At 66.0% G+C, this 12,693-nt stretch carries 11 protein-coding genes; 4 read left to right on the top strand and 7 right to left on the bottom strand.

Going from position 1 to position 12,693, the window contains the following annotated elements:
- Positions 1-186: 186 nt before the first annotated feature.
- Entirely contained in the window at positions 187-1,692 is a 1,506-nt protein-coding gene (locus tag B9C43_RS24340) for an MDR family MFS transporter (protein WP_084429383.1), read from the top strand.
- Here the strand turns inward: B9C43_RS24340 and B9C43_RS24335 are convergent.
- A complete protein-coding gene (locus B9C43_RS24335) occupies positions 1,664-2,830 on the bottom strand; it encodes an erythromycin esterase family protein (protein ID WP_084429382.1) in 1,167 nt (388 codons plus the stop codon). The two genes, B9C43_RS24340 and B9C43_RS24335, sit on opposite strands and share 29 nt — an antisense overlap.
- Before the next feature lie 80 nt (positions 2,831-2,910).
- Here B9C43_RS24335 and B9C43_RS24330 point away from each other — a divergent pair, with 80 nt between their 5' ends.
- The gene (locus B9C43_RS24330; RefSeq protein WP_084429379.1) at positions 2,911-3,600 is read left to right on the top strand and encodes a TioE family transcriptional regulator; all 690 of its coding nucleotides are present in this window, start codon (positions 2,911-2,913) and stop codon (positions 3,598-3,600) included.
- Positions 3,601-3,626: 26 nt separating this feature from the next.
- A complete protein-coding gene (locus tag B9C43_RS24325; RefSeq protein WP_084429377.1) occupies positions 3,627-5,078 on the top strand; it encodes a protein-arginine deiminase family protein in 1,452 nt (483 codons plus the stop codon).
- Here B9C43_RS24325 and B9C43_RS24320 read toward each other — a convergent pair whose 3' ends face one another.
- From B9C43_RS24320 to B9C43_RS24300, 5 genes are read right to left on the bottom strand one after another with little or no spacing between them, the layout of a single operon-like run.
- Positions 5,079-5,390, bottom strand: coding sequence for a winged helix-turn-helix domain-containing protein (locus B9C43_RS24320; RefSeq protein WP_033383325.1), 312 nt, complete (start codon positions 5,388-5,390; stop codon positions 5,079-5,081). It lies immediately after the preceding gene.
- On the bottom strand, positions 5,387-6,001 hold the full coding sequence (locus B9C43_RS24315) for a hypothetical protein (protein ID WP_084429375.1): 615 nt from the start codon (positions 5,999-6,001) through the stop codon (positions 5,387-5,389). Before B9C43_RS24315 ends, B9C43_RS24320 begins: the two co-directional genes overlap by 4 nt.
- A 10-nt stretch (positions 6,002-6,011) precedes the next feature.
- Positions 6,012-7,031: a hypothetical protein gene (locus B9C43_RS24310; RefSeq protein WP_051895440.1), complete on the bottom strand. Its 1,020-nt coding sequence runs from the start codon at positions 7,029-7,031 to the stop codon at positions 6,012-6,014.
- A gap of 38 nt (positions 7,032-7,069) precedes the next feature.
- Complete coding sequence (locus tag B9C43_RS24305; RefSeq protein WP_084429373.1) at positions 7,070-7,447, bottom strand: RidA family protein; 378 nt, start codon at positions 7,445-7,447, stop codon at positions 7,070-7,072.
- A gap of 1 nt (position 7,448) precedes the next feature.
- Complete coding sequence (locus B9C43_RS24300) at positions 7,449-8,831, bottom strand: MFS transporter (RefSeq protein WP_407657117.1); 1,383 nt, start codon at positions 8,829-8,831, stop codon at positions 7,449-7,451.
- Between the two features lie 36 nt (positions 8,832-8,867).
- Between B9C43_RS24300 and B9C43_RS24295 the strand changes: the two genes are divergently transcribed.
- Positions 8,868-11,822: an ATP-binding protein gene (locus B9C43_RS24295; protein WP_084429370.1), complete on the top strand. Its 2,955-nt coding sequence runs from the start codon at positions 8,868-8,870 to the stop codon at positions 11,820-11,822.
- Here B9C43_RS24295 and B9C43_RS24290 read toward each other — a convergent pair.
- Positions 11,785-12,684: a DMT family transporter gene (locus B9C43_RS24290; RefSeq protein WP_160096666.1), complete on the bottom strand. Its 900-nt coding sequence runs from the start codon at positions 12,682-12,684 to the stop codon at positions 11,785-11,787. The two genes, B9C43_RS24295 and B9C43_RS24290, sit on opposite strands and share 38 nt — an antisense overlap.
- Positions 12,685-12,693 lie beyond the last annotated feature (9 nt).

Genomic DNA, 12,693 nt, shown 5'->3' with positions numbered 1-12,693 from the left:
TGTTGCGGGCCGAGTGACTCACAGTCCTCGGACCCACTCTCGCGGTGCTACCTCTCCTTGCGCTCGTCCTCGCCGGACAGCGATCCCGGCTCCAAAATTGCTTGACCTAAGCAAGTAACCAAGTTCACACTCCGACTGGAATTACTCCAGGTAGATGATGGTTGTCGGGCTACTGGGAGGAAATACATGGCTGAGGTCACCCGCGCAGCGGTCGGACTGCGTTCCGAGCGAGGCCCGGTACTCGGGTCGATCATGCTGGCCACCGCACTCGTCGCGTTGGACAGCACGATCATCGCGACCGCTGTTCCGTCCGTTGTGGCCGATTTGGGTGGCTTCTCGCAGTTTCCCTGGCTTTTCTCGATTTATCTGCTTACCCAGGCCGTCACCGTCCCGCTGTACGGAAAATTCGCCGACCTGTTCGGCCGTAAACCGGTGTTGCTCTTCGGGATCGCGGTCTTCCTGATCGGCTCGGTGCTGTGCGGGATCGCGTGGAGCATGCCGGTGCTGATCGCCGCGCGGGCCATCCAAGGCATTGGCGCGGGCGCGGTCCAGCCGATCAGCATGACGATGCTGGGTGATCTCTACTCTCTGGAGGAACGCGCCAGGGTGCAGGGCTACGTGACCAGTGTGTGGGGCATGTCGTCGCTGATCGGGCCCGCGCTGGGCGGCCTGTTCGCCGAATACGTGTCGTGGCGCTGGATCTTCTTCATCAACCTGCCGATCGGCGCCTTCGCGGTGCTGGTGCTGATGCGCAAGTTCACCGAGGACATCAGCAAGGCCAAGCACAAGATCGACTACCTCGGTTCGGCCCTGCTGACCATCGGCCTGTCGTTGGTCCTGCTTGGCCTGCTCGAAGGCGGCGTCGCCTGGGCATGGGACTCGTCGCCCAGTGTGCTGATCTTCGCGGCCGGGGCGGCCGTGCTGATCGCATTCGGTTTCGCTGAACGCAAAGCGGAAGAACCCGTGCTGCCGCTGTGGGTGTTCCGCAGCCGCACGCTCATCGGCGGCAACCTGATGGCGTTGATCGTCGGCGCGATGATGATGGGCCTCAGCTCCTACCTGCCCACATTCGTCGAGGGTGTGCTCGGCACGGGCGCACTGGTCGCCGGTTTCACCTTGGCGGCGATGACTATCGGCTGGCCGATCGCGGCGACGATGTCAGGTCACGCGTACATGCGGATCGGGTTGCGCAACACGGCTTTGATCGGCGCGGTGTTCGTGGTCGCCGGAGCCTGGCTGACTTCCCTGCTCACTCCCGGCACCGCGATCTGGCAGGCCGCCGCGGCCGCGTTCATCATGGGCGTGGGCCTCGGTTTGACGTCCAGTCCTTCAGTGATCGCCGTGCAGTCGTCCGTAGGTTGGGAACGTCGTGGCGTGGCCACGGGTACCAACATGTTCGCCCGTTCGCTCGGCAGCGCGGTTGGCGTGGCTGTGTTCGGCGCGATCGCCAACGCCACCCTCGCCAACCGCTTCGCCACCCCTCCTGCCGACGTTGCCGGGCAGCTGCCAGACAGCCTGGACGCGACCAGCCTTGTCCTCGGCTCACACGACGATTCCCCGGTTGCCACGTTCGTGCGCGGTGCGCTGTACGACGCGACTCACAACGTTTTCGCCGCGTTGATCGTCGTCGCCGCGCTCAGTGTCATCGCTTTGCTGCTGATGCCTAGCCGTACAGCTGCGGAACAGTCTTGAGGAAGACGATCCCGTCGGTGTGCTCGATATGGGCGGGATCCAGTGGGGCGTAAGCGAAGTTGTCGGTTGTGCGCGGCTTGAGACCGGTGGTGTCGATGTCCGCCGAGTTCAGCAGGTAGTCGCCCGGCAACGTGTCCAGCACCCCTTCAAGGGTGCCCGGCTCCGGTGCGCCGACGTTGGGGTTCGGTGCGGTACCGAGCGCCGAGGCGATGAACGCGTACTGCTCCCCGAGTTCGGCGCTGACGATCGCACCCGCACCCCACCACTCCTGGTGCGCACCGGCGAAGTTCATGGAGGCTACTGGCCGCTGCAGGTGTCCGTTGTGGGCGAAGACGAAGGTCTTGCCATATTCAGCGATGGCCTTGAGGTTCTCCGCCATCAACGCGTCCCGGATACCCAGCAGGTGTGAGATCCGGTCAGGAGAGTCGACGGCCATTCCTTCGTGGTAGCGCAGCAACGCGGTGGCAGTCCGGCCGTACAACCGGGCACGCCACCAATCGTCACGTGAGTCCGCGATCAGGCGCGGGGTTTGCGCGGTGAGCAAGCCGCGCAAGTCGTCGACGATCAGCCTGAGCTGCTTCACTTCTTCCGACGAGCCGACTGATTTCGTCGGATCCATGATGACGTCGGGATTGGTCCAGCGCTCGTCCTCGGCAATCAGCGAGTCCACTGTGTACGGCGAACCGAGGTAGGAGTTCAGCTCGGTGATCGCCTGCCGCGGGCTGTGGGCATAAGCGACCTCGAACGGTCCGTCGAACCCGAAGAACCTGATCGGCTCGTCGTGGTTCTCGTTGTACTCGCGCATCCACTTCACCAGTGCACGGGACGATTCGAAATCACCGAAGCCATGGCTGAAGCCGTCGCGCATCACGTCGTCGAACGACCCGATGCCGTCCACGACATAGGAGTTGACGACCAGGCCGGCCAGACAGTCGCTCTCGATCGCGATCGACCGATAGCCGTGGTGTTCCACGAGGTGCTGGAAGATCTGGTTGCGCAGCAACGGGAAGGGCTCCACGTGGTGCGTGGGCTCACCCAATCCCAAGATCAGCGGACTGCCGGGCAGCGACCCCAGGAAAGCGTCCATCGCGGGCCCGACCTTCTCACCCAGTGCCACTCCGATTTCCTGAACAATCATGCCTTTTACCGTATCGTTGAACCGACGATGAAACCTTTGCCCAAGATGAAGCCAGAAAATCAAGGAAAAGTCTCAACGCCATGAGCAGGCCCATTGACTTGGCCAGGCAGCACGGCCTGTCCACCCAGGCGATCCGCAACTATGAAGAGGCGGGCATCCTGCCGCCCGCGGATCGCACGCCCAGCGGCTATCGCACGTACACGGACCTGCACGCGAAGGCGTTGAGCACCTTCCTGGCCCTGATCCCGGCACACGGCCACCAGACCGCGACCCTGATCATGCAGGCCGTGAACGACGGCGCGGTCGACAACGCCCTCGCGATCATCGACGACAGCCACGACCTGCTCCGAAAAGACCGGCAAACCCTTGCCGCGGTGGAGAACGCGCTCAGGAACCTGACTCCGCCGTCGGAGTCCAAAGTGGCCTCGGTCGGCGCGCTTGCCCATCAGCTCAAGGTCCGCCCCGCCACACTGCGCAAATGGGAGCGGGCGGGCGTCCTCGTGCCACGGCGTGACCCCAAGACCGGGTACCGGGTGTACACCGCCGCTGACGTGCGGGATGCCCAACTGGCGCATCAACTCCGCCGCGGCGGCTACCTGCTGACCCAGATCGCCGACGTGCTCGACCAGGTCCGCAGCGCGGGCGGGATCGAGCCGCTCCAGGCCACTTTGGCGGACTGGCACGGCCGGCTCACCTCGCGAGGCCGGGCCATGCTCGCCGCCGCTGCCGAGCTCCACGCCTACCTGGATCATGGTAACTTCAATTCTTGAAGTACTCTCGATTTTGAAGGAGAGGCATGTTCTGGGGAGCTCTCGCGGTCATGGCGAGCGTGGTCGTCGCGCCGCACACAGGGGTGGAAGTCGCACGGGGCGGAGTGGTGTTACCCAACATCGACGACGACGGGCGCCGTTGTGCCGCCCTGACGTGCAACGACAGCACAGACGAAGTAGTGAACGGCATTCGTGACGCCGAAGACCTGACCACGATCCGAATTCCGTACAGCGCTCGAATCTCAATCACCGGCCCGGCGCGTGCCTTCGTCAAACACGGCAACGATTGGCAGCTGGTACGCCCCGGTGACCGAGTCCGTGGCACGGTCGGCATTGAGGCGACCGAGGTGAAGCCCAGCCGGATCGAGGTGAAGGTCGGCAACCAGGTCGTACCGTTGCGGATCGCGCCACTCAGAACCCATACGCACCTGCAGAAGGCACAGGAAGTCCTGGTGACCGACGACCTCGCCACGCCGACCGAGGGCGAAGGCATCGTCGGTGAGCTGTTGAAGCTCAGGCGTGCGGCCAAACCCGGCTTTCTGAAACAACTCGAAGAATCCAGCCCGGTGCCGGTAAGGCGAGTGAAGACGGCCGACATCTGGACGCAGGACGTAATGGAACCGGCTTACGTGACCGCCGGAAACCAACGGATGCGCGTCATCATCCGCACGCCACTGGCGAACGAGGATTTCCTGCGCGGCCCCGATATCGGCCCTGATATCGGCACCGTGCGGATGGCTGGGCCGGGCACGAGTGTCAACGCGGGCGGCAACATCGAGACCATCCCGCCGTATCCCGGGCGCCCGGAAGGCCGTGTGGTCATGGGAAAGCGGCCGGACGAACCGCCGAACACCGAACTGTTCGACGACCCGCTGCTGATCGACACGTCCTGGCTGGCCAACGCGCATGTCGACGAGTTCGTCCAGTTCCTGCCCAAGCCAGGCGGCTGGCGGATGGCCGTTGCCGATCCCATGGCAGGCCTCGAAGTGCTCAAGGGCATGCCTGGTGATGCCAAGCTGGTCGACGGTTTCCGGCCGGGCGAACCGATCTTCCTCGACTGGGCGAAGCTGGAGTTCATCCGTGAGTCGCCCACAGTGGCTCAGGTGCTGGCCGAACACACCGAGGCCAACGAGATCGCCGCTCGCCGGATCGAGGAGAATCTCGCTGCACTGCGACGGGAAACCGGTGTCACCGACGTGATCAGGATTCCCGCGCTGTTCGAGCACATCCCGGAAGTCGAGCCCTCGATCGCCCGGGCGGGCATGGGTGGGCTTGTGCCGACTGCGGTGAACGGCATCGTGCTGGACCGACACCGTTACCTCGCACCAGATCCGCACAACTCGGCGCTCCGGGACGCGATCACCAAGGCGTACCGGAAAGCCGGTTACGAGGTTGGATTCGTCGACCACTGGCGCACACACCACCTGGCCGGTGGTGGCGGTCTGCATTGCGCCACGAACGTGCTGCGCGAGATGTGATCAGGCCTCGGCGACCCGTTCGACGTGTGCCACGATCCGTTTGAGGGCGGCGATTTCCTTGTCCAGAGCCGTCTTTCCCGCACTGGTCAGCTTCGCCCACGTGCGGGGACGGCGGCCTTCGTAGCCCTTCTCGATCTCGATGAACCCGGCGTCCGCCAACACCTTCAGGTGCCGGTGCACCACACCGTCGGTGAGTTCGAGGGTGTCACGCAGGAACGAGAAGTCCGCCCGGCCGACCTCACGCAGCACGGCGAGCATGCCGAGACGGATGCGTTGGTGCACAGCATCGTCGAGGTCGCCGGTCAGGTTCACGTCGCCACCTCACGCGAAGACAGCAGCATCAGACCAGGCACAACCAGGTGGGCTGCCACGACCGAAGCGAACAACGGCAACAACTCGGCCTTGGTCCCCACAACGTTCAGCATCCCTGTCGTGAACCACAGTCCACCGATCAGCACGGACACGACAACAGTCACGAAAGCCGCGCCCCACCTGCGCTCCAACGATGCCAACACGAGAAGGCCAACGGCCAGAACACATCTGGGCACAGCACCCGGATCTCCACCTGGCAGCATCCAGGACACCCGCTGATCGACCGCAAGCGCGACCAACGGCACAACCGCGGCCACGCACATCACGACAGCGATCGCGACAGCCACCCGCATGTACCGATAGGTCGCGCCGACTTCAGCGGCCTTCCGCCGTCCCTTGTGGACCAGAATGGCCAGGCACAACGGCACGACAACAGGCCAGTAGAAGTCACTGAACACGAACGGGCCGATGGCAGGCTCGCCGACGCCCCACAAGACCAGCACCAGCAGGCCTTCGCCGATGATCGCGAACCCGAAGACCAGCATGGCAAGCCAGAGCACGCTCGTGGCGCGCCTCGCCTTGGCCCTCAGGTCCGCGATCCGGTCGATCACACTGGTCAGCCTAGTCAGGCTGCTTGACGTGGATGTCCAGGACAGTCCGGACGGCCACGAGTTTGTCGTCCGCGTAGTCGGCGTAGGTCGGAAAGAACCCGTCACCCCAGCTCGTCATCGCGAACACGATCCGCGCGCCGCCGACCTCGATCTCACCGGAGTCGGTCTCGGCGGCCCGGACGTCCCGCATGACCTGCCAGTGGTGCGAATGCGGCCGGAAGTCCAGCGCCATCCGCTTGTCGTTGGCTTCCTGCCACGACTCGACCGCCTCGTACCGCTCGATCGCCTCTTCCAGCCCGAGGTTCTCCCAGCCGTAAACGCCCTCCGGCAGCTTGCCGGCTTGGTGCACCTCGGCCGCTTCGTCCGCGTCACGGCCCCAGAACGCCACATCGGCCTTGCCGTCGACCGGCTTCAAGTGACGCCACGCGCTCAACGCATCCGCGTCAGCGAACGACAGCCGCGCCCAGTCCACGCCGACGCGACCGAGCAACTCGCTGCGCGTCACGGGCTCGTCGCTGACTCGCACGGAGATGTCCTGCAGCCGCACACCGTGCTCGCCGTAGTCGCGCTGCGTCCCTTCGACCGGTAGAACACGGTCCGTGGGCAAGCCGCCGACGGCCACCACAGGAACGCCGAACATGATGAACTCGCCGTCACCTCTGGTCACGCAGCGTCGAACGCGTTCCCGATGCGGCACACGCTCCGCGAGAGCCTCGGCCCGGGCCTGAAACCCCTGCTCATGACAGAACACCGAGAAGTCCCGCGGCATCTCGTGCACGTGCGACATCGGGATGTCGTACAGCGAAGTCCCCGACTGCCGGTCGTACGCCCGCGCCGCCGCTTGCGCGTCCGGCCCGACGATGTCGAAGTCGACCGCGCCGGAGATCTCCCTGATCAGCTGCGGGTCGTCGATGTTGAGCAGCACCGGGTCGATGTCGGCAGGCGAGCGCTCGCCGGACCATGCCCCCAGGTAACCCCCGTCAGCGACGACCAGATGGCCGGACGGACACGTGATCTGCCCCAATCGCATCGCCGCATCCTATTGGGTGACACCCGATGGGTCTGCGGTCACTCTTCGATCGCGTACGCCTCGATCTCGACCTTCATCCGCGGGTCGACCAACGCCGAAACCTCGACCAACGTTCCAGCGGGCAGCACATCGCCGAAGACCTCGCTGTGCGCCTTGGCCACGAGCATCTTGTCGTTGATGTCCGTCACATACGCCACGGTCCGCACGACGGCCGCACGGCTGGACCCTGCCTCCTGCAGCGCCGCCTCGATGATCTCGAGGATGTTCTTGGCTTGCTGGTAGGCGTCCGTCCCGTCCAGATGCGGGTCACGCGCGCACGTCCCGGACACGTGGATCTGGTTGCCGACCCGGACCGCCCGGCAGTAGCCGTAGACCGGTTCGAACGACCCACCGGACGAGACGTTCTGCCTGGCCATGTCATCTCCCCTTGAGTAGCCGGAACACAAGCACCGACAGCACCGCGGTGATCACCGCGCACAGTAGTGCCACCACGTTGAGACCCGAAGTGAATTCAGCGGGTGCGCTCTCCAGCAACGGCTGCCCGTTCGTGGCAACGGCCGTGCCGACGACACCGAGCACGCCGACACCGAACGCGATACCGAATTCCATCGCGGTCTCCGACATCGCGGCCGCCGACCCGGCTTTCCCGACAGGCGCCGTCCCGATCACCAGGTCGGTGCCCAACGCCATAACCGGTCCGGTTCCCAGGTACAGCAAGGAAAAACCGACCACGACCATGGCAAGTCCATCAGCCGCCGCCAGCACCGCGTACCCGATCGCGGCCACTGCCAGCGCGGCGCCGACGACCTTCGCGGGCGACAGCCGTTCAGCCAGCTTCGGCGTGACCAACGAGCTGATCACCAGCACCACCGCCGAAGGCATCAGCCACAGCCCCGCGACCAATGACGTGAAGTCCTGCACCAGCTGCAGGTACTGGGTGACGAACAGGTAGATGCCGCCGATCGTGGTCATCGTGAACACCTGGACCATCAGCGCGACGCTGAACGACCGGCTGGCGAACATCCGCAGATCCAGCAACGGATCGGCGAGTTTGCGTTGCCGCCGCACGAACAACACCCCGAACACCAGGCCGGCCACGATCGTGAAGCTGCCGTGCTGCTTGATGCCGTAGATCACCGGCAACACCGTGGCCAACGACAGGAACACGCTGGTCAGATCCAGCTTCCCGGCCTCGGTGTCCCGGAACTCCGGCAGCAGGAAGGGCCCGGCCAGCAGCAGCACCGCCATGAACGGCACGGCCAGCAGGAACACCGATCCCCACCAGAACCACTCCAGCAGCAGCCCGCCGACGATCGGACCGAGCGCGATCCCGGCCGAGAAACACGTGGCCCACAGGCCGATCGCGAACGCACGCTGGCCTGGCGGGAACATCGTGCTGATCAGGGCCAACGTCGACGGGCCGAGCGTGGCACCGGCGACACCCAGCAGCCCCCTCGCGAGGATCAGCAGCAGCGGGTCCGGCGCGAACGCGGCGAGTGCCGACGCCACGGCGAACGCGGCGGCGCCGATCATCAGCAGTTTCCGCCTGCCGATCCGGTCCCCCAGCGTGCCCATGGTGATCAGGAACCCGGCGACCATGAAGCCGTAGCTGTCCACGATCCAGAGCAGTTCGGTGTCGGTCGGCCGCAGGTCGGCGGCCAGATGCGGGACCGCGAGGTACAGCACGGTCGCGTCCATCGCGAGCAACAGCGTTGGCAGGGCCAGCACAGCGAGGCCGATCCACTCCCGGGCACCTGCCCGGGACACGGTTGTTTGCATGGGCGCAAGCGTGTGCGTCACGGCCTACCAAGGGCTTACCAAACTATTCTCGAAGGTATGCGATTCGGCGTGCTCGGGCCGCTCACCGTGCACACCGCGCACGGCGAGCCGGTCACAGTCACCCGCACAGCCGTCCGAGTTCTCCTCGCCGACCTGCTGGTTCACGCCGGAGAGCCGGTCTCGGCCGACCGGCTGATCGAGGACATCTGGGGTGCCCGGCCGCCGCGTGATCCCGCCGCCGCGCTGCAGGTCCGCGTCGCTCAACTGCGGTCCGCCCTGGGTGACCGGACGCTCGTCGAGTCCACTCCCGCCGGATATCGGCTGCTCGCTCAGGACGTGGACGCGGCCGAGTTCGTGGCGTTGACCAGGCAGGCCGCCGCAGACCCGGCCCGGCGGGTGGACCTGCTGGAGCAAGCGCTTGCTCTCTGGCGTGGGCCGGCCTACGCCGACTTCGCGGACGCCGCGTTCGCACAGCCCGCGATCACGCGGCTGACCGAACAGCGCCTGGTCGCGATCGAGGACCGTCTGGAAGCGCTCGACGACTGGGATCTGGGCGAACTGGCCGAACTGGTGGCCGCGCACCCGTTGCGGGAACGGCTGCGGGCCGTCCACATGCGGGCGTTGTACCGGGCTGGGCGGCAAAGTGAGGCGCTGGCGAGCTTCCGTGAGCTCTCGTCGTTGCTCCGGGACGAGCTGGGTATCGATCCCGGGCGTGAGGTCGTTCAGTTACACCAGCAGATCCTGCGCCAGGACACCGGCCTGACCCGAGCCCGCACCAACTTGCCCGCCGAGGTGTCCGAGCTGGTCGGCCGCGCCGCCGCGATCGACGACGTGGGCACATTGCTTGCGTCCCAACGACTTGTCACCTTGACTGGCTCTGGGGGCGTTGGCAAGACACGGCTGGCGCTCGCGACCGCAAGGCGGGTGAGCCTTCCCGACGGCGTTTGGCTCGTCGAGTTGGCCGCGGCGGGCTCGGTTGCCGAGGCAGTGCTCGTCGCGCTGGGCGTGCGGGAGTATCAGGAGCTCGCCCCGGCTGACTTGGTGCTGACAGCGTTGCGGGACAAGCAACTCCTGCTTGTCCTGGACAACTGTGAGCACGTGGTTGCCGAGGCCGCGGAGTTGGTGTCATGGTTGTTGCGTGCTGCTCCGGGTGTGCGTGTGCTGGCAACGAGCCAGGAACCGCTGGGCCTGCCCGGTGAAGTGCGCTATCCCGTGCCACCGCTTGACGAGCCTGATGCCGTTCAGTTGCTGCGCGAGCGCGTGAAGGCTTTGGGACACACCCTTTCCGACGACCCTTTGGTGGCCGAGCTGTGCAAGCGGCTGGACGGTATCCCGCTTGCGTTGGAACTGGCCGCGTCCCGCGTTCCTGCGCTGGGCGTTGCCGAATTGGTTGCCAGGCTTGACGATCGGTTCCGCTTGCTGACCGATGGCTACCGCGATGCGCCGCCTCGTCAACGCACACTGCGGGCGGTCCTCGACTGGAGTTGGGGCCTGCTCTCCGAGCAGGAGCAGACCGTCCTGCGCAGGCTTTCCGTGCACGTCGAGGGATGCACGTTGGCGGCGGCTGAGGCAGTGAGCGGCCTGGACGTCCTTGACCAGCTCACGACGTTGACGCAACGCAGCCTTGTCGTGGTGACACATGATCCGTCGCCGCGGTATCGGTTGCTCGAGTCCGTTGCGCAGTACAGCCTCGAACGTCTCGCCGCGGCAGGCGAGGAGCGGGAAATCCGCCAACGCCACCAGGACTGGTACCTCCGGTTGGCTGAAGATGCGCGTGACCAGCTGTATGGGCCCGGCCAGCAGCAATGGATCACCACATTGGACCGTGAATCGGCCAACTTGCGTGCCGCGTTGGACACCATGATCCGGTTCGGTGACGCCGATCCCGCGTTGCGTCTGGCCAACGCGCTCACCGGGTACTGGTTCCTTCGGGGCAGGCGCGCTGAGTCCACCCGTGCGCTGAACTCCGCGCTCGCGTTGGGTGGGTCCCCCCATTTGCGTGCCCAGTCCAGGATCTGGCAGCTGGGCTTGGATCTGCTCGCCGGGCAAGGGACCGACCGAGTCACCGCGTGCGAAGCCGCGTTGCGTGCTTACGAAGGCCCCGAGGAAGGCCTGCACCGCGCCGAGTGGTTCCTGGGATACGCGCTCTTCACTGCCGGTGAGCTGACCGCGAGCGAGGACCTCATCGCCCGTGCCCTCGCCGGGTTCAAGGACGATCCATGGGGCGAGGCCGTCGCCCTCGGCGTCCGGGCCGACCAGGCCCTGCTTCGCGGCGATCTGTCCACTGTGGAGGAAGCTGGGCGGCGAAGTGTCCGGCTGCTCGAGCAAATCGGCGACAAGTGGGGCCAGTCGCAGGTGGTCTCCCCGCTGGCGTCGCTAGCCGAGATCACCGGGGATTACGAGCGTGCCGAGCAGTTACACACCGAAGGCCTGCGACTCGCTGAGGACCTCGGCCTGTGGACGGACGTTGCCGAGCGGCTCACCGGTCTCGGCCGTCTCCGGCTGCTCGCTGGCGACTATCGCGGCGCATGGGACTTGCACGAACGCGCGATGCGCCTGGCCGCCGAGCATTCGTACGAGCCTGGCGTGGTGCACGCGGAACTCGGGTTGGCGTTGGGTGCCCGCCGGGAAGGCAAGCTGGACATCGCCGAGACGCATTTCCAAAACGTGCTCGACTGGCACCGTCAAGCCGACTACACGCCCGGCGACGCGTTGATCCTCGCCGAACTCGGCTTCATCGCCGAGTTGCAAGGCGACGCGGGCAAAGCCATGGACCTGCACCGGAAATCCTTGGCGGAGGCCGAGAAAACCGGCGACGCCCGCGCGGTGGCGCTCGCCCTCGAAGGTCTCGCGGGCGCGTACGCACTCGATGGTTCACCCGCGCGGGCGGCAGAGCTGCTGGACAAGGCGGCCGCGGCACGGGAAGCCGCCGGTGCGCCGTTGCCAAAAGCCGAACGATCCGATGTCGAGCGGATCACCGCGGCGATCCGCCGGGCACAAGCTGCGGAGTAGCAGTTCGAGACGTGGCCACAGTCGCCAGGAACGCACCCACGAGCATGCCCGCGGCGCCGATCGCCTGCACTGGCGTGATCGACTCGCCGAGCACGGCCCACGCCCCGAGCAACCCGAACACCGGCACCAGGAACATCGCCGACGACGCCATGGCCGGGCCGACCTTCCTAACGGCCTCGTAGTACATGACGTACGCCAACGCGGTCGGCAAGACAGCCAAGTACGCCTGGTTGAGCCAGAATCCAGCGTCCAAAGCGGACCACTGAACGTCACCGAAGAACGGCACCGCGACCACAGCCAACGCCAACGCGCCCGCTGTCGTGGCGAAGGTCGTGACCGTGAACGCGGGCAACCGGCTCAGCAGAGGCGCGCCACAGATCGTGTACGCCGCCCAGCACCCAGCAGCGCCGAGAAACAGCAGGTCACCGGCCAGCCGAGCGGTTCCACCGCCAGGAATTCCGACGAAGAACACCGTCGCTCCGGCCACCGCGACGGCCAGCCCCGTGATCGACCTGACCGTCAGCTTCCGACGTCCAAGCAGGGCGGTCACGGCAACCGTGATCACTGGCGCCGTCACCGGCACGATCACGCTGCCGTCCGCGGAAGGTGCGAGCGAGAGCGCGAGGAAGAAGAACGAGTTGTAGCCGAACATCCCCAGCATGCCAAGGCCCGCGACCTTGCCGAGGTCCTTGCCGCCGATCCCGCGCCGCGTGGTGTGCAGCGCCAGCAGGACGACCGCGCCGAGACCGAACCGGAAGAACGCCGCGACCTGCGGCGGTACCTCGCTCACCCCGAGCTTCGACGACGCGAACGCGCTCCCCCAGAGCGCCATGACCAGCACGAGCATCAGATACGTACGCACGGTGAGAAT

This window comes from Kibdelosporangium aridum, assembly GCF_900176515.1.
GTDB lineage: Bacteria > Actinomycetota > Actinomycetes > Mycobacteriales > Pseudonocardiaceae > Kibdelosporangium > Kibdelosporangium aridum.
Note: the sequence above shows the minus strand (reverse complement) of the source record. Positions and strands in the feature narration are given on the sequence as shown.